General features: G+C 54.8%; 15 protein-coding genes. 8 read left to right on the top strand and 7 right to left on the bottom strand.

What is annotated here, in order from left to right:
- Positions 1-7: 7 nt before the first annotated feature.
- The 3 genes from STSP2_RS07555 to STSP2_RS07545 form a co-directional block, all read right to left on the bottom strand.
- Positions 8-538 (bottom strand): hypothetical protein, encoded by a 531-nt coding sequence (locus STSP2_RS07555; RefSeq protein ID WP_146661375.1) that lies wholly within the window; start codon positions 536-538, stop codon positions 8-10.
- A complete protein-coding gene (locus STSP2_RS07550; RefSeq protein ID WP_146661373.1) occupies positions 531-1,103 on the bottom strand; it encodes a hypothetical protein in 573 nt (190 codons plus the stop codon). Before STSP2_RS07550 ends, STSP2_RS07555 begins: the two co-directional genes overlap by 8 nt.
- Positions 1,104-1,236: 133 nt before the next feature.
- On the bottom strand, positions 1,237-2,283 hold the full coding sequence (locus STSP2_RS07545; protein WP_146661370.1) for a 3-deoxy-7-phosphoheptulonate synthase: 1,047 nt from the start codon (positions 2,281-2,283) through the stop codon (positions 1,237-1,239).
- Positions 2,284-2,597: 314 nt separating this feature from the next.
- Here STSP2_RS07545 and rpsU point away from each other — a divergent pair, with 314 nt between their 5' ends.
- The 4 genes from rpsU to STSP2_RS07525 all read left to right on the top strand — a co-directional run bounded on the left by rpsU (position 2,598) and on the right by STSP2_RS07525 (position 6,692).
- Positions 2,598-2,789, top strand: coding sequence for a 30S ribosomal protein S21 (rpsU, locus tag STSP2_RS07540; RefSeq protein ID WP_146661368.1), 192 nt, complete (start codon positions 2,598-2,600; stop codon positions 2,787-2,789).
- A 194-nt stretch (positions 2,790-2,983) separates the two neighbouring features.
- Positions 2,984-5,008: an excinuclease ABC subunit UvrB gene (gene uvrB, locus STSP2_RS07535; protein WP_146661366.1), complete on the top strand. Its 2,025-nt coding sequence runs from the start codon at positions 2,984-2,986 to the stop codon at positions 5,006-5,008.
- A complete protein-coding gene (gene nadC / locus STSP2_RS07530) occupies positions 5,005-5,877 on the top strand; it encodes a carboxylating nicotinate-nucleotide diphosphorylase (protein ID WP_205848030.1) in 873 nt (290 codons plus the stop codon). Before uvrB ends, nadC begins: the two co-directional genes overlap by 4 nt.
- Before the next feature lie 5 nt (positions 5,878-5,882).
- The gene (locus STSP2_RS07525) at positions 5,883-6,692 is read left to right on the top strand and encodes a biotin--[acetyl-CoA-carboxylase] ligase (protein ID WP_146661364.1); all 810 of its coding nucleotides are present in this window, start codon (positions 5,883-5,885) and stop codon (positions 6,690-6,692) included.
- A 36-nt stretch (positions 6,693-6,728) separates the two neighbouring features.
- Here STSP2_RS07525 and STSP2_RS07520 read toward each other — a convergent pair whose 3' ends face one another.
- Positions 6,729-8,009 carry a YcjF family protein gene (locus STSP2_RS07520; RefSeq protein WP_169853065.1) on the bottom strand — a complete coding sequence of 427 codons (1,281 nt, stop codon included), beginning with the start codon at positions 8,007-8,009 and terminating at the stop codon, positions 6,729-6,731.
- A gap of 179 nt (positions 8,010-8,188) precedes the next feature.
- Here STSP2_RS07520 and lipB point away from each other — a divergent pair, with 179 nt between their 5' ends.
- On the top strand, positions 8,189-8,866 hold the full coding sequence (gene lipB, locus STSP2_RS07515; protein WP_169853064.1) for a lipoyl(octanoyl) transferase LipB: 678 nt from the start codon (positions 8,189-8,191) through the stop codon (positions 8,864-8,866).
- A complete protein-coding gene (gene lipA / locus STSP2_RS07510) occupies positions 8,856-9,719 on the top strand; it encodes a lipoyl synthase (RefSeq protein ID WP_146661359.1) in 864 nt (287 codons plus the stop codon). Before lipB ends, lipA begins: the two co-directional genes overlap by 11 nt.
- Here the strand turns inward: lipA and STSP2_RS07505 are convergent.
- Positions 9,713-10,654 carry an AEC family transporter gene (locus STSP2_RS07505; RefSeq protein ID WP_146661357.1) on the bottom strand — a complete coding sequence of 314 codons (942 nt, stop codon included), beginning with the start codon at positions 10,652-10,654 and terminating at the stop codon, positions 9,713-9,715. The two genes, lipA and STSP2_RS07505, sit on opposite strands and share 7 nt — an antisense overlap.
- A 162-nt stretch (positions 10,655-10,816) precedes the next feature.
- Between STSP2_RS07505 and STSP2_RS07500 the strand changes: the two genes are divergently transcribed.
- Both STSP2_RS07500 and STSP2_RS07495 read left to right on the top strand, forming a co-directional pair.
- Positions 10,817-12,226: a pilus assembly PilX N-terminal domain-containing protein gene (locus STSP2_RS07500; protein WP_146661355.1), complete on the top strand. Its 1,410-nt coding sequence runs from the start codon at positions 10,817-10,819 to the stop codon at positions 12,224-12,226.
- Positions 12,227-12,350: 124 nt separating this feature from the next.
- Entirely contained in the window at positions 12,351-13,718 is a 1,368-nt protein-coding gene (locus tag STSP2_RS07495; protein ID WP_169853063.1) for a pilus assembly PilX family protein, read from the top strand.
- Between the two features lie 254 nt (positions 13,719-13,972).
- Here STSP2_RS07495 and STSP2_RS07490 read toward each other — a convergent pair whose 3' ends face one another.
- Positions 13,973-14,854, bottom strand: a complete 882-nt coding sequence (locus STSP2_RS07490) for an NAD(P)-dependent oxidoreductase (RefSeq protein WP_146661350.1) — start codon at positions 14,852-14,854, stop codon at positions 13,973-13,975.
- Positions 14,855-14,862: 8 nt separating this feature from the next.
- The gene (locus STSP2_RS07485) at positions 14,863-16,530 is read right to left on the bottom strand and encodes a sulfatase (RefSeq protein ID WP_146661348.1); all 1,668 of its coding nucleotides are present in this window, start codon (positions 16,528-16,530) and stop codon (positions 14,863-14,865) included.
- Positions 16,531-16,551 lie beyond the last annotated feature (21 nt).

Below are 16,551 nucleotides of genomic sequence, written 5' to 3'. Positions count from 1 at the left end.
GACGGATTTACTGCTCTTGCGTTTTGCAGAATTCGAGGGTTTTGCGGGTTTGCCAGCGAACGAAGTGCGGTGCACCGGCGAGGAGGTAGGCTGCGAGGGGGATGAGAAAGATGGAGCTATACGAGTTGGGTGCAGAGTAAACACCGTCGGGAATTTGTCGATGCAATATCCAGTTGTTGATTATCGAGGTAATATTCGTGATGACCAGTGCGGAGAGATATATGCCGACGGAGATACAGGTAAGGCGGTATACGAGGGGAATCCACTGAGAGGGAGAACCGGGTTCGGACTGGTCGGCCTCGGGCACGATCTTTTCAGCAAAACAGGCGCGTTTGCGGATGAGCAGGAAGTAGAGTAGGTACATGTATCCCAGATAGATCAGGGTGCCTATGAATATCTGCAGGATGTTGGCTGAGTCTGCGGCACCACCTGAAATTATCACCATGATATATGTTATGGGTGTGGGCACCGCGAGCACTATGAAGTAGATTCCGATGAGAGCGAGGGCGAGTTTTGCGAGCTGGTGGGTTCTATTCATTTTCGGAGACTCCTGAAGGTTTGGGCTTTTGGGAAGCGAAGGATGCGATCTGGCGGGTGTAAAACCGGACAAGATGCGGGGCGCCAGTAATGAAATATATACTCAGGATGAACAATACAAGGTAGCCAAGCGGGTAAAGAGTATATATTGTGAGCACATCGGCGAGGTCCGTACTACCAGTGATGATCTGATTTATGTAATCGCGAATACGAGAAGGGAACAAGAAGGAGAGGATACCCAGAAAATGCCGTGCATTTTTTCCAATGAGGATGAGACCATAGGCAACGAAAGCGGTGCGAAAGGTCAGTACCGTAAACAGCGTGGTTGCCGGGGGATCGTCGGGGGCTGGGCCGGGCAGTATAGCTGCGAGGCGATTATTACGAAAAACAAGGTAGACTAGAATGAGCCAGAACAGCAGAAGCAGGATCGCGGATGCGATGACAGCAGAAGCTGAGTATCTGGATGCCAGGCGGATATAGTCGAAGGCCTTAAAGAAGAGGTAGAAGAACGCATGTACGCCGAGGACTGCCAGGAGTGCCTTTGCGAGTATCTGGGTTCGGGTCATTTGCCGCCTTTCGGTTTAATCGGGGCGACTTTACCACGTATGTCGGGCTTTGGCAAGAGGAAATAATGGCGCAACTTTGGTGGCGCTAGTACTGATGCCGGTATTCGTCTTTGGCTCTCAATGTCGCGATGATTCAGTTTGCGGCTTTTACTGCGCCTGCGAGGTGGCGGATTAGTTGTTCGGTTTCTTGCCAGCCTATGCAGCTATCGGTGAGGGATACGCCGTAGTTCAGTTGGGGGGCGTCGATGGACTGTTTGCCCTCGTTTACGAAGCTTTCGAGCATTACGCCTGCGATGGTTTTGTTGCCGTTGCGGATCTGGTCGGCGATGTCTTCGAGTGCGTTCCGCTGGCGTTTGAAGTCCTTGTATGAGTTAGAGTGGCTGCAGTCGATGACGATGCCGTTGGGGATTTCGAGTTTCTGCAGGAGGACCTCGGCGAATGCGACGTACTGGCTGGCGAAGTTTGGTTCGTCCTTGCCGCCGCGCATGACGAGGTGGCCGTAGAGGTTGCCGCGTGTTTCTGCTGAGATTACCTTGCCGTTGCGGTCGATACCGAGGAAGGAGTGGGGGTTCATGGCGGCTTTGATGGCGTCCATTGCGACGCCGAGGTTGCCGTCGGTTGCGTTTTTGAAGCCGATGGGCATGGAGAGGCCGCTGGCCATCTGGCGGTGTATCTGTGATTCGGTTGTGCGTGCGCCGATGGCGGCCCAGGTGATGAGGTCGGCGATGTACTGGGGGACGATGGGGTCGAGGAACTCGGTGGCGGTGGGCAGGCCGATCTCGGCGATGTCGCAGAGGAGTTTGCGGCTCTGGGTGATGCCGAACTCGATGTCGTATGAGCCGTCGAGGTGGGGGTCGTAGAGCATGCCCTTCCAGCCGATGGTGGTGCGGGGCTTTTCGAAGTAGGCGCGCATGATGATGAGGATCTCGTCGGCGCAGTCCTGCTGGAGTTTTTTGAGACGCTGGGCGTAGTCGATGGTGGCTTTTTCGTCGTGGAGGCTGCAAGGGCCGGTGATGACCATGCGGCGTTTGTCTTCGCCGCGGAGGATCCGCTGGACGGCGTGGCGCGACTGGGCGACGCTTTTGAGCGTCTGCTCGGTGACGGGGTGCTGGGCCTTGAGCTGGTCGGGTGTGATCAGCGGCTTGAATTGTACAATGTTCAGATTGTCAGTGTGTTCCATGAGATCCTCGCTAAATCGCCCTGGGGCTGCCGGGGCGGTTGAAAATACGTAAAATCTCAGGTATACTCAAGTTTTGGTATAAATGCAAGCGGGATGGGGGTTAAAAGTTGGTTAGATTGGCAAAAAAGCGGCGACGGGAGGGGAAATCGGCTGGATTTTGTGCGTTTTTTGCTGGAAAAGCCGGTGAATGAACAATTTTTACCTTGAAAAAGTATGGCGGATGTGTAATTTAGTATACTCTTAGCATGTTTGTGTAGTTGTGTAGGTTGTTAGTTGATTTCTTTGCAGGTTATTAAGAAAGGGTTACAAACTGTATGATTAAAGTAAGAGCAAGAGCAGGCGAATCGGTTCAGGCGATGGTTAAGCGTTTCAAGAAGATGTGTGAAAAAGAAGGTCTGATCCGCGATATGAAGCGCAACAGCTACTACGAGAAGCCATCGGAAAAGAATCGCCGTCGTCGCCGTAAGGCTCAGCGCATGGCACAGATGGGGACGCGAAGACGCTAATCGCCCTGCCGCTCTTTGGTGATATAGATTACAGACGGGTATCGTGAGATGCGATGCCCGTTTTTTTGCGCGCGTTGCGTGAAATGGTGCAGCAGCCGAGCAATCGAACAGACTGGGATGAATTAGAGTAGCGAGGATGCGGGAAGTAAGTTAAAATGCTCGTTTTTGCGTGGTAGTTCAGGAATCCGGTTTATATGACAGAGTTCAAGATCAAAAGTGAATATACGCCTCGGGGGGATCAGCCGCAGGCGATCGATCGGCTGGTGACGGGGCTGGATGCGGGTAAGCGGTTTCAGACGCTGCTTGGGGTGACGGGCAGCGGGAAGACGTTTACGATGGCGAACGTGATCGAGCGGACGGGCAAGGCCGCGCTGGTGATCAGTCATAACAAGACGCTGGCGGCACAGCTTTACGAGGAGCTGAAGGAGCTGTTTCCGGATAACGCGGTGGAGTATTTTGTCAGTTATTACGATTATTATCAGCCGGAAGCTTATATTCCGCAGCGGGATATTTATATCGAGAAGGATGCGTCACGTAACGATGATCTGGACAGGTTGAGGCTGTCGGCGACGACGAGTCTGCTGAGCCGGGACGACGTGATAATCGTTGCGTCGGTGTCGTGCATATTCGGGCTGGGTTCGCCGGGCGATTACAAGGCGAGCGTGATACCGGTGAACGTGGGTGATGAGATCGACAGGAACGAGCTGCTGGGCCGGTTCGCGGATCTGCAGTATGACAGGAACGACATAGATTTCGGTCGGGGTACGTTCAGGGTGAGGGGGGATGTGGTGGAGCTGTGGCCTTCGTATGAATCGTATGGGCTGCGGTTCGAGTTTTTCGGGGATGAGGTGGAGGCGATCAGTTATATCAATCCGACGAGCGGTGAGGTGCTGGCAAGCGAGGAGCAGGTGTTTATCTTTCCGGCGAAGCATTACGTGATGCCCGGGGATCGGATAGAGGCGGCGACGACGAGTATCAAGGCGGAGCTGGAGGAGAGGCTGATGGAGCTGCGGAGGCAGGGTAAGCTGCTGGAGGCGCAGAGGCTTGAGGCGAGGACGAAGTACGACATCGAGATGATCGAGGAGGTTGGGTACTGCAGCGGGATCGAGAATTATTCGAGGCATCTGGCGGGGCTGCCGGCGGGAGCGAAGCCGTATACGCTGCTGGACTATTTCCCGGACGATTTCGTGATGTTCATAGACGAGTCGCATGTGACGATTCCGCAGTTGCGGGCGATGTATGCGGGGGACAGGAACCGCAAGGAGGTGCTGGTGGATCACGGGTTCCGGCTGCCGAGCGCGATGGACAATAGGCCTTTGCGGTTCGAGGAGTTTCAGGATCGGTGGCGGAACGTGGTGTTCCTGTCGGCGACGCCGAGCGAGTACGAAGTGGAGCTGTCGCAGGGTGAGATCGTCGAGCAGATCATTCGACCGACGGGGCTGGTGGATCCGGAGATATTTGTGCATCCGGCGACGGACCAGGTTCCGCACCTTGTGAGCGAGATCGAAAAGCGGGTGGAGGTGAACGAGCGTGTGCTGGTGACGACGCTGACGAAACGGCTGGCGGAGGATCTTTCGAGCTATCTGACGAAGAGCGGGTTTCGGTGTCGGTATCTGCACAGTGAGATAGATACGCTGGAGAGGATCGAAATACTGCGTGATCTGCGGACGGGTGAGTTCGACGTGCTGGTGGGGATCAACCTATTGCGCGAGGGGCTGGATCTGCCGGAGGTTTCGATGGTTGCGATACTGGACGCGGATAAGGAAGGATTTTTGCGGAGCGAGACGTCGCTGATACAGACGATCGGACGGACGGCGAGGAACGTGAATGCGAAGGTGGTGCTGTATGGGGACCGGGTGACGAATTCGATGAGGCGGGCGATGGACGAGACGAATCGCAGGCGCGAGATACAACTTAAATATAACGAAGAGAACGGCATTACGCCTGAGACTGTGAAGAAGGCTATAAAGAGGGGCATCGAGAGGCGGCTGCAGGCGAGGAAGACGGCGCAGGAGGCGCTGCACTTCGAGGACAAGGAGTTCGACAGTGCTGAGCTTGCGGCTGAGATCGAAAGAGAGATGCTCAAGGCGGCGGAGGAGCTGGACTTCGAACGGGCGGCGAAGCTGCGTGATAGGCTCAAGGAGGTTAAGGAGCTGCCGGAGATGGCGGATGTCGGAGAGGCTAACAAGAATTCCAACAAAGGCGGGAAAAAGAAATGATGCATGAGATCGATCTCAAAGCAGTGGGCAGGTTGATAGATCTGGCGGTGGATGAGGATTACGCGGACGGTGATCCGACTAGCGAGATAACTGTGGCTGAGGATGCGTGGGGCAGAGCGGGTATCGTGAGCAGGGAGAAGATAGTCGTTTGCGGGATGTCGATCGTGGGTGATATTCTTGGACGGTACAGCAGAAAGCTTGGGCTGCAGGTCCTTGTCAATGACGGCGAGGAGGCGGGAGAAGGTGATCTGCTAGGCGTGATCCAGGGGCCTACGCGGTCGCTTCTGGCGGCGGAGCGGGTGGTGCTGAATTTCCTGCAGAGGCTTTGCGGGATAAGTACGGGCACGAAGGAGTATGTAGACGCGGTTAAGGGAACGAAGGCGAAGATACTGGATACGCGGAAGACGACGCCTGGCTGGCGAGAGCTGGAGAAGTACGCAGTGCGGTGCGGAGGCGGGGTAAATCACAGGATGAACCTGGGGGACGGGGTTTTGATAAAGGACAATCACGTTACGGAGTTCGGGGACAAGATCGCGGAGAAGCTGGGGCCGATGGTTGCGAGGGCGAGGCTCTATCCGCGGGTAAAATTCGTGGGGGTCGAGGTTGACGATGTGGACTTTCAGCTCAAGCAGGTGCTGGCGGTCGAGGGTATCGATGTGGTGCTGCTTGACAATATGAGCTATAAGGAGATGAGGCGCGCGGTGGAGATGCGGAACGAGATGTGCGGCGAGAGGCCCCTGCTGGAAGCAAGCGGTAATATACGGCTGGAAAATGTGCGGGAGGTGGCTGAGACGGGTGTGGAGCGGATATCGGTCGGCGCACTGACGCACAGTGCGGTGAGCGTGGACATTGGGCTGGACAGGGAGTAGGAAGCATGGGGACAGATGCGGGCTGGGTGGACAGGCTGGACGTTGACAGAATAGAGGAAGCGGCGAGCGGGTGCGTGATCGGCCGGCGGGTGGTGGTTTATCAGTCGACCAGGAGTACGAACGACATCGCGTGGGAATATGCCAAGGGTGCGGAGAGTGATGGACTGGTGGTGTTTGCGGAGGAGCAGAGCGGGGGCCGGGGCAGGCGCGGGAATAAATGGCTGAGCAGTGCGGGGCAGAGTCTGTTGTGTTCGGTGATCGTGTCGGGGGTTTCGGCGGGTGCGGAGCTTTTGACGCTGGCGAGTGCGGTGGCGACGGCGGAGGCGATCAGGGAGTATGCGGGAGTTAGCGCGAGGATCAAATGGCCGAATGATGTGATGGTCGGGGGGAAGAAGATTTGCGGGATACTGGTGGAGTCGAGGGCGATCGCGGGGAGGAAGGTGTTTGTTGTGGGGATCGGAATTAACTGTCATCAGGGGGAAGATTTTTTCGGGAGTGAGGAGCTGCGGATGCCGGGGACGAGTGTAGACCTGGCGATGGGTGAGGTTTGTGATCGGAACGAGCTGGCGGGGGTATTGCTGCGGAAGCTGGATGTGTGGGTGGGCAAGATGCAAGCGGATGAGAAGGCGGTCATCGACGGCTGGGGGAGGCTGAGCAGTCAGTTGGGCGAGTATGTGACGGTGGAGCATAACAATAGGCGGTATTCGGGTATCTGCGCGGGGGTGGATCCGGTGGAGGGGCTTATCTTGCGGCTGGACGGAGGTGCGGTGAGGATGTTCGAGGCGGGGCAGACTACGATCGTCAAGCATTCGTGATAACGCGTTCGGGTGTGCGGCTGGAGCTGTGGGAGACTATTCTCTGTCGTTGTCGGTTTCGGGCGGGAGTTTTTTCGGTTTTCGGCGAAGGGATGAGGCGGCGGAGGTTGCGGTTTTCTTGCCGAAGCGGAAGAGCTTGCCCGGTGTTTTAACGACTGAACGTGCGGTTTTGTAGGTTACGTTGCCGGCGGTGGTGACGACCTTGCCTGCGGAATTGACGACGACCTTGGTGCCGTTGGTGGAGACGTTGACCGCTGAGGAGGTCGCGGTGTATGCGGCGGTGAAGGGAGACTTGACGATTTTGCTGACAGCGGCCTGGGTGTCGTCGAGGGTGGCTGCGATCTTGTCCTTCATGTCGGTGGATACTTCGCCGGCGCGGACGCGCAGTGCGGGCCAGATATCCTTCCAGAAGACGTTTTTCACGTCCGCGTAGAAATCGGTGATGTTGTTGAAGATATTGCGTTTTGCGGCTTCGGCGTCCCAGCCGGTGAAGGCACGGCAGCGCTGCATGGCTGCGTGGCCGCAGACGGTGGTCATGAAGCCGGCGCCCATGCCCTGGGCGATGTCGTCGACGAATTTGCCGATGCCGGGGACGCGGGAGGCGAGACCCTCGATGAGGTTCTTGCCCATGTTGATGTAGTTGACGGTGGCGACGATGGCAAGGACGTCGACCATTATGCTGAGCTGTTCGCGGAGGCGGGGTCGGGAGTTGTAGGCTTTTATGATGCCTGTGACCATCATCAGATTGCGGTAGAGGACGATGATCAGGTCGGCGGCTTTGTAGGGGCTTAGGGTGACGGCGATCATGACGTCTCGCATGCAGTTGCGGACGTGGCGGGCGGCGTAGTCGTCGATTATTTCGAGGAGCGGGTTGACGGTGCTTTCTTCGGCCCGGCGGATGGCTGTGAGGATGCATTCGGTGTCGGATGCAGAATTGACGTGTTCGGTAAGTGTGGTCCTGCCGGTTTGGGCAACTTCCTGCTGGTGTTCGTCGAGGGCTGGGCTGGTGGCGAGGCGGGCGATGTATCGGTTGAGGTAGCGGGCATATTTGCGGAGCCGGCGCGGGGATGCGTTGGAGGTATCCTTTATTTTCGGGCGTTTGAGGCTGGGCGGGTGGTTTTTTAGCGTTCGGGCGACATAAATGATCACGTAGGCGAGTGAGCCGGCCAGGATTGCGAGGTAGACGTAGCCCGCGATCGGGTGCATGTCGCGAAGGGTCTGGTAGGCGCGGATAAGCTCGATGAAGATGAAGAAGGTGAGCAGGATGCCGCCGGTGATGAAAGCGAATTTTGTTATTCGGAATATGTTTTTGATCATTTGCATACCGTATAATAACTTTGGCCTGGGCGGAAAAGTTCTGTGCTGCGGTTGAATATTCTGCAAACATTCTATATTATAGACGGCTGAAGTGTCAAACCATTACAGTTTTTCCGGATTACAAAGTGATGAGACGGCAAGGGAGCGTTTTTGTCTAGATATCGAGTCAGGATAAGGGTTTGCTTAACGATTCTTTAAAAAGTGAGCTTATCGTAAGAGATTGCGGTACAAGCGGTTATCGCGAGATGCTGGATCTGCAGCTCGAGTTGCTCGAGCGGCGGATCGCGGATGAGGTGCCGAACACGGTGCTGATCGTCGAGCATGAGCCCGTAGTGACGATGGGCGCGAGGAAGAGCGAGAACCGGCTGCTGCTGGGGGATGAGGAATTCGGCAGGCGGGGCATCGTGCTGGAGGCTGTTCGTCGGGGCGGGGGTACGACGGCGCACAATCCGGGGCAGATAGTGCTGTATCCGGTGGTCAAGCTCAAGTCGCTGGGGCTGAGCGTGAGTGATTATGTGCGTTCGCTGGAGCAGATCGGTATAGATATGCTGGCGGAGTTCGGGCTCGAGTGCGGACGGAAAAAGGGTGCGCCGGGTTTGTGGGTAGGTGAGCGAAAGATCGGCTCGGTGGGTGTGAAGGTGCAGAAGTGGGTGACTTATCACGGGATGGCGATCAATATCAATAACGATCTTGGGATATTCGATACGATCGTGCCCTGCGGGCTTGCGGGGGTTGAGATGACGAGTCTGGTGAAGGAGGTGGGCGGTGAGATCGATATGAAACGAGTTAGAAAAGTTCTGGCCGGGGTGTGCGTGGAACACTGGTCGGATAAGGAGCTTGTGCGATATGAAGAATAGAGGGAAGCTGCCGGTGTGGCTGAAACGGCGCATGCCGGCGAGCGCGACTTATGGCGATACGCGGAATACGCTGAAGGATCTGGAGCTTGAGACGATCTGCACGAATGCGAATTGTCCGAATCGCGGGCAGTGCTGGGATCGCGGGACGGCGACGGTTCTGATTTTGGGGAACGTCTGTACGAGGAACTGCAAGTTTTGCTCGGTGGGTCATGGCAAGCCCGAGCCCCCTGCGGCGGATGAGCCGGACAGGATTGCGGAGATGTCAAAGCGGATGGGCGTGAAGTACCTGGTTATAACGAGCGTGGACAGGGACGATCTGCCGGACGGGGGTGCGGGACATTTTGCGGCTGTGGTCAATCGCTGCCGGGAGTTGAACGACGGGATGCAGTTTGAGCTTCTGACGGGTGATTTTCGGGACAGTATGGATGAGTCGATAGAGATACTGGGGACCGCCCTGCCGTTCGTGTTCAGTCATAACGTGGAGACTGTGCCGTCATTGTATACGAAGGCTCGGCCCGGCGGGAATTATGAACGGTCTCTGGATCTGCTGCGAAAGTTCAAGAATAGGTTCTCTGATACGCCGACGAAGTCTTCGATGATGTTCGGGCTTGGCGAGACGGATGAGGAGGTTATCGAGGTGCTGAAGGACCTGCGTTCGGTGGGGGTTGACCGGGTTGCGATGGGGCAGTATCTCAAGCCTTCGAAGGAGTCGCTGGATGTGGTGGAGTATGTCGAGCCGGCGAAATTCGATTGGTGGGGTGAGAAGGCGAAAGAGCTGGGGTTTAGCTGGGTGATGTCTTCGCCGTTCACGCGGAGCAGTTATCATGCGGAGCTGGAGAGAACCGATCAATAGAACATCGCGAGGATGGCGGAGAGGGAGAGGATCGACAGCAGGGAGCTGATTATCACGATCGCTGCGGAGAGTTGTGCGTCGCCGCCCATGCGTTCGGCCATGGTGTGGGAGGATATGGCTGTGGGACAGGCAAGGAATATGAGGGCGACTCGCATTTCGTCCTGGCTGAGTCCCATCAGGTGAGCCAGCAGCAGGCCGACCGCGGGAGCGAGGACAGTTTTTAGCAAACTGGCTGAGATTGCGTATAAACTTCGGCCTGCGATCTTGCGGTGAGCAAGTGCGCCGCCGACTCCCAACAGTGCAAGAGGCAGTGCCATTTGTCCGAGGACGTCTAGTGTCCGCATGATCGCCAGTGGGGGTGAGGGCAAAAAACGTTGAACGAGGAAACCGGCTGCGCAGGCGATGACAAGGGGGTTGGAGGCAAGTTGAACGGGAATTTTTTTCAGGGCGGCGTTGCGGTTGTCGTTTTGTCTGAAAGCCACCAGCAGAAAGACCGCGACGAGGTTATAGATCGGAACGATGGGGGCTAGGACGTATACCGCGAGGGTTTCGACCTGCTGTGCGTGTTCGGGGGTGAAGTCAGCGAGGCTGTATATGATAACGGCAAGGCCGACGAAGGCGAGATTGCCGCGGTAGGTTCCCTGTACGAAGGTGCCCACGGAGGTGAACGGGACCTTGAGTAACCGGGCGAGGACGAAACCGCCGAGAAGACATGCGACCATGCCGGCAGTGACTACGAGGAAAGTTTCCATGACCACGGTGAAATTGCCGGTCGAACCCACAATTTTGCCGAACAGAAGCGCAGGCAGCGCGATCCAGAAGCATATGCGGTTGAGGTCCTTTACGAGCGAGTCCGATAAGAACCGCTTTTTCGTCAGTATGTAGCCGGTAAGTATGACCAGAAAGACCGGGGCAATTGTGTTAAGTACGTCCATCGAGGCATTATTGTCTATGCGCAGGGGGCTGTCAAGTTAAGCATGTGCAAGAACCTTTATTAGTGTTGGAAAAGCAAAATCCGGGCGAGACGATTTGGCATGGCCGCGGTTGTTTATTATGTTTTATCCTGCTGAGAGTCATTTTATGTATGGGGGGCTGAGATGTCAGCCAAGAAAAGAAAAAACACACGCCCTGGTTTTGCGATGGTGATGTCGATGATGTTCCTGGTGCTGTTTTCATCGCTGGCAGTAGGGATATTTACGACGTCTTCGGGCAATGTCGAGATCGCGGATAATCAGCGCGAAGGCAATCTAGCTCTGGTGAGCGCAGAGTCGGGTATCGATATAACAAGGTACTGGCTGAACGGGATAGAGGTATCGGGTTCGGTAGCGCCTTCGAACAGGCTCAGCGAGGTGTACAACACCTTGACGGGCCGACTGAACGGTGCGAGCGTAACGAATCTGAGTGTGAATTACAACAGTCTGGAAGATAAGATCGAGATACCCGATCCCAGTGTGAAGGACGGGGTCGTGTTGGACGGCAGTTCGGGGCAGAAGTTCCGTGCTGAGCTGAGACAGCTCGATGGGGATACGCTTGAGCTGGAAGTCACGGGCATAAGCGGGCAGATCAGCAGGAAGATAACCACAAATTTCTCTTTTGGGCAGCGGAGCAGCAGGGTTTTTGATTACGGCGTTGCGAGCAAGGGCCCCATCGAGATCAAGGGTAACGCGGACATCATGGGTGCCAATGATCCTTCCGAGGCAAGTCTTTATATCGAGAGCCTGGACGAGCATGAGGCGCTTGCGATGAACGGTAATGTGAGCATCGCGGGGGATGTGGATATCGCCAATCCTGACGGCTATGTGGACATGAAAGGACCCGGCACGATCGGCGGAGAGAGCGGCCAGGATGCGATAGACAATCATGTCGACATCGGTGTGGATACGGTGGAATTTCCCATGCCCGACTGCAGTGAGTTCGAGGCCTGGGCGGTCAATACGGTGGACAGTTCGACAAAGGTCAACGGGAACGTGACGCTGGAAAATATCAGAATCGAGGCGGGAACCAATCCCACCTTCGGGGGCAACGTGACGCTCAGGGGCGTGGTGTACATCGAATCGCCCAATCATGTGAAATTCTCGGGCAATACCGACCTTCAGGGCGTTATAGTGGCGGAGGGTGACATTGATAATCCCGTCAGCGGGGACAAGCTGGAGTTTACGGGCAATATGGATAACATGGGTGTGGACGAGCTGCCTTCGGATTCGCAGTTTGACGGCTTGCGGGAGAAGACTGGGACGTTCATCATGGCTCCCGGGTTTGAGGTGGAGTTCAAGGGCAACTTCGACACGATCGACGGCGCGATCGCGGCGAGCGGTATCAGGTTCACGGGAAACGCGGGAGGCACGATAACAAACTCACTTATAAACTATTCAGATGAAACCATGACGTTTCAGGGCAATGCGAGGGTTTACATCGACAGGAGCGACAGCGACCCTGATCCCAGCGGATTCGAAGGCAGTTATGTATTGGAATTTATGCAGTCAACTTATTCCGAGGGCGGATTTTGACAGAACCGAAGCTGTATCTTAGACTTTTTTTCGGGCATGGCTGAAGATTTAAGGCAGCGTCAGAGACATCGTCAGGATGACAAATAATTTTACTTATTGGATGTTCAGATTGGGGGGCCAAGATATGAGCTCCAAAAACATATCGACAAATCGAGGTAATCGCCGAGGCATTGCGCTGGTGACGGCGATGATATTTTTGATTCTGTTCAGCTCGATCGCTGTAGGTTTTATGACGTTTTCTACGCAGAATGCGTCTATAGCTGACAACTATCGAGACGGAAATCGAGCGTTTGCGTGCGCGCAGTCTGGTGCAGAGGTGATGAGGCACTGGCTGGACAAGGTTGCGATGGACGGAACGATCGACGATAATCTGCGGTATGATACGCTGGTCAGTTCGCTTGACACTATTTTCAGCAACAACGGCATTACCAGTTTCAATACGACGTACGACGGGAGCTGCTACAGTGTGGCGGATGTTTCGCTTGGTGAGGGTGAGAGTTTCAGTGCTGAGATACTTCCCGTGGACAATGATACTGTGCAGATGAATATAACGGGGATGGCGAACGGGCTGGAAAGGACGATCGCTTGCAACTATACGTTCGGTGTGCGTGAGACGAGTGTTTTCGATTTCGGCGTGGCGACACGCGGGACATTGGAACTTAGCGGTAATATTGATCTGGACGGCACGAACATCAGCGTCGAAGCGAGCGTTTATATCGAGAGCCCCGAGAGTATCGCGTTGTCTATTATAGGTAATTCGCGAATAGCGGGAGATGTCAATATCACGAATGAAGACGGCGATGTGAACCTGCAGGGCGGACAGGCAGAGATCGGCGGGGACGTGTTCACCGGTGTGCCCCCTACCGAATTTCCTGCGCCCAATCCCGGGTCGTTCGAGAAGTATTTGAGTGGTCAGATTATCGATTCGACGACGGATCTTTCCGCGGATGCAACATTTACAAATGCAAGGGTGCTGGCGGGGACGAATCCTCACTTCAGCGGGGATGTAACAATCGAAGGCGTGCTGTATATCGAGACGCCCAACCAGGTAACATTCGGGGGCAACGTGGACATTATCGGAGTCATCGTTGGCGACGGCGATGTGACGGATGACAGCCAGACGAACACTATTGATTTTACGGGTAACGTGAGCAGTACAAGCGTTGCGAGTTTGCCTTTGGAGTCGCAATTTGACGGTTTGCGTGACGAGACGGGTACGTTTTTGATGACGCCCGGATTTTCAATCAGCATGGGTGGTAACTTCGGCACGCTCAACGGCTGTATCGCTGCGAACGGCGTTGATTTCTACGGTAACGCCGGCGGTACGATCGAGGGGTCGATCGTAAACTACAGCCAGAATCAGATGACCTTCAGCGGCAACAGCGACCTGTACTTCAACAGGTCAGGCGTGACGGAAGTGCCCGCTGGTTTTGAGCCTGAGATAATAATGCATTACGACCCCACGAGTTATTCGGAAATAACAGGGACATAGAAACAGCTTCCTGGAACGCATTATACACGGATGGCATGTATGGAGCATCGGGCGTTAAGACGGCGTCCGATGCTTTTTTCATTTTGTTCGGCGCGGTAAAATTAGGAGCACCTTTTTGGCCGCCGCAGAATTTAACAGCCGCGCCTCCGACGAACTTTCTTTGGAGTCCATTCTCGGCAGACTGTGAAATTATGCGGCTCGGGATTTGAATAACTATTCGTTGGTCGCTATTGCGTAATAAACCTTTTATTTTTCTATTTGGTATTCGGGCCTAGCTGTCGGATAACGTCTATCAGTGCCTGGGTGCCATCGCGGCCGCGTCCCTGAGCCTGCAGGGCCGTCATTAGCTGCTGAGCGAGTGCGGTGCCGGGCAGGGTCTGCTTGATCTGACGGGCGTATTCCATGACGAGTTTGAGGTCCTTTAGCTGGAGGTCGACCATGAAGGAGGGTTTGAGATCGTCGGCGATGATCTTAGGGCCTAGCACCTTGAGCGAGTGACTGCCTGCCGCCCCGCCGGAGGTTGCTGCGAGGGTTGTTTCGAGGTCGAGGCCGGCGGCTTCTGCGAATGCCAGGCCCTCGGATATGCTCATGATGGTGTGAATGACCATGACCTGGTTTACGAGTTTTGTAGTCTGACCAGAGCCGAGGGGACCGCAGTAGGTGATGGTGCGTCCCATCGCCTGGAAGATGGGCTTTACTTTGTTGAATGCGTCTTCTGGGCCTCCTGCCATGATGGAGAGTTTGGCTTCGATGGCGCCGATCTCGCCGCCGCTGATGGGAGCGTCGATAAGGGTGACGCCTTTTGCAGCAAGTGTTTCGCCCATTTTGCGGGTTGCGGCTGGGGATATCGTGGACATATCGATGCAGATCAGACCTTCGCGGGCGGTTTCGATCACGCCGGCCGGGCCGAGGAGGACCTTTTCGACATCGGGGGTATCGGTTACGCAAGTGATGAGGACGTCGGCGTCTTTTGCAGCCTGGGCGGGCGTTTGGGCCCAGGTTCCGCCTGCGTCAATGACCGGCTGGGCCTTTGACTGGGTACGGGAATGCATAGTGAGGCTGTAGGCTGCCTCGATGAGATTCTTTGCCATGGGCACGCCCATGATACCTGCGCCTATGAATGCGATGTTTTTCATTTTGTCACTCACTGCTTTGAATTTGCGGCTGCCTTCTTTTTCAATGAAGCTTTTAACTGTTCAAGAGGGATATAAGGCCCATACGGCAATTTCCCCTTCGGATTGAATTCCGGATTGGGTTTCGGCAGATAAGCCGCGTTGCAGTTGGCCTTGAGCCAATCGGTCAGTTGTACCAGCATATCGTGTGCCATCTTGGGTTTGCTTTTGGTGAGGTCCCTCTTTTCGAAAATATCTTCGGCAATGTTGTAAAGCTCCACCTTGCCCTGGTAGTCATAATGCAGCTTAAAGTCACCCTTGCGCAGTGTAGCCCAGGTGGAGAAATTGTGAAAACCGGAATACCCCAGCTTACCGTAGAACTGATAAAACTCATTGCGTGTATAACCTTGTTTTGCATTTTTCAGGTCACTGAATAAAGGCGTCAGCGATTGGCCGTCTGTAGTCTCATCCGCCTTGAAGTCACTGTAGTCCACCCCTGCCATCGCCATTACAGTCGGGTAAATATCGGTTATATCTGATGTAACATCGCAAACTGCGCCCGCCCGGGTCTTGCCTGGCCAGCGAATGATCATCGGCACACGGACACCCCCTTCGTACAGCATGGACTTACCTCCCCGCAGGGGAGTATTACGCGTATATCTGGGGTGGCCGCCGTTGTCAGAAATAAAGATCACGGCCGTATTGTCCGTCAGCTTCAGTTCATCCAGCTTGTCCAAAATCTGACCAATACTGCGATCCAACCCCTTGATCAGACCTGCATATTCGGGATTTTTATGGCCGATCAGGCCGGGTATCTTCTTCTTTTTCTTAAAATAAGCAAGGTTGTCAGCGCGGGACTGGATCGGGGAATGAGCGGCCGGATGGGCAAGATACAAAAAGAAAGGCTTATCTTCATCGTCGGCAACACGTTCTTCTAAAAACCTATTGACCCGCGCTGCGATATCATCGCTAAGATAGTCCTGACGCGGAGTGAGGTCCGGTCCCGGTTTGTCCCATTTTTTTGTGCGGGCAGCATATGCCCTAAAAGGCCAGTAGTACCCTGAACCACCCCCGTCAAAATAAGCGAGTGTCTCGTCGAATCCCTGGTCTTCAGGACGGTATCCTTTATGGTTATGACTTCCCAAATGCCATTTCCCGATAAAGGCCGTGTGATAGCCGTTCAAAGCCTTCGGAATGGTTTTCACATCGTGTAATGCCGTTGCAGCAATTGGTATGGTCATACCGCGAGCTGCAATATCATCTTTCTTATAACGATATTCTTTCAATGGTTCATGATCAAGAACATGACACCCCTGAGGTACTTGCTTTCCTGTTTTTTCGAAAGTCGTCCTTGTGCCGGCATAAGCATCCCACATACCCATGCGATTGTTCATCTTGCCGGTCATGAGGCTTGCCCGAGAAGGGGCACATACTGAGCACGCATAGAATTGAGTAAACATCGTCCCCTGCTCAGCCAACCTGTCGAGCCGAGGAGTTTCATAGTAAAGCTTGTCGGTGGTCGTGTTATTGAGCCTTGCAGAAAAAACGCCAACATCCGCATAGCCGACGTCGTCTACCAGGATGAGCATGATATTGGGTTTGTTTGCCGAAAAAGCGAACTCCGCAGATAAGGGTAGAACTGCAAGAATAGCTATAAAATATAAAGGAATCGACCCTTTAATCAGTGGTTTATTGAACATGCCACAGTCCTTTAAATATAT

It is taken from the genome of Anaerohalosphaera lusitana, from assembly GCF_002007645.1.
GTDB lineage: Bacteria > Planctomycetota > Phycisphaerae > Sedimentisphaerales > Anaerohalosphaeraceae > Anaerohalosphaera > Anaerohalosphaera lusitana.
Note: the sequence above shows the minus strand (reverse complement) of the source record. Positions and strands in the feature narration are given on the sequence as shown.

What these genes read in the sequence shown, in the direction of transcription:
- STSP2_RS07555 (WP_146661375.1), bottom strand. Translation starts at nt 538, where the DNA reads ATGAATAGAACCCACCAGCTCGCAAAACTCGCCCTCGCTCTCATCGGA.
- STSP2_RS07550 (WP_146661373.1), bottom strand. Translation starts at nt 1,103, where the DNA reads ATGACCCGAACCCAGATACTCGCAAAGGCACTCCTGGCAGTCCTCGGC.
- STSP2_RS07545 (WP_146661370.1), bottom strand. Translation starts at nt 2,283, where the DNA reads ATGGAACACACTGACAATCTGAACATTGTACAATTCAAGCCGCTGATC.
- rpsU (WP_146661368.1), top strand. Translation starts at nt 2,598, where the DNA reads ATGATTAAAGTAAGAGCAAGAGCAGGCGAATCGGTTCAGGCGATGGTT.
- uvrB (WP_146661366.1), top strand. Translation starts at nt 2,984, where the DNA reads ATGACAGAGTTCAAGATCAAAAGTGAATATACGCCTCGGGGGGATCAG.
- nadC (WP_205848030.1), top strand. Translation starts at nt 5,005, where the DNA reads ATGATGCATGAGATCGATCTCAAAGCAGTGGGCAGGTTGATAGATCTG.
- STSP2_RS07525 (WP_146661364.1), top strand. Translation starts at nt 5,883, where the DNA reads ATGGGGACAGATGCGGGCTGGGTGGACAGGCTGGACGTTGACAGAATA.
- STSP2_RS07520 (WP_169853065.1), bottom strand. Translation starts at nt 8,009, where the DNA reads ATGATCAAAAACATATTCCGAATAACAAAATTCGCTTTCATCACCGGC.
- lipA (WP_146661359.1), top strand. Translation starts at nt 8,856, where the DNA reads ATGAAGAATAGAGGGAAGCTGCCGGTGTGGCTGAAACGGCGCATGCCG.
- STSP2_RS07505 (WP_146661357.1), bottom strand. Translation starts at nt 10,654, where the DNA reads ATGGACGTACTTAACACAATTGCCCCGGTCTTTCTGGTCATACTTACC.
- STSP2_RS07500 (WP_146661355.1), top strand. Translation starts at nt 10,817, where the DNA reads ATGTCAGCCAAGAAAAGAAAAAACACACGCCCTGGTTTTGCGATGGTG.
- STSP2_RS07495 (WP_169853063.1), top strand. Translation starts at nt 12,351, where the DNA reads ATGAGCTCCAAAAACATATCGACAAATCGAGGTAATCGCCGAGGCATT.
- STSP2_RS07490 (WP_146661350.1), bottom strand. Translation starts at nt 14,854, where the DNA reads ATGAAAAACATCGCATTCATAGGCGCAGGTATCATGGGCGTGCCCATG.
- STSP2_RS07485 (WP_146661348.1), bottom strand. Translation starts at nt 16,530, where the DNA reads ATGTTCAATAAACCACTGATTAAAGGGTCGATTCCTTTATATTTTATA.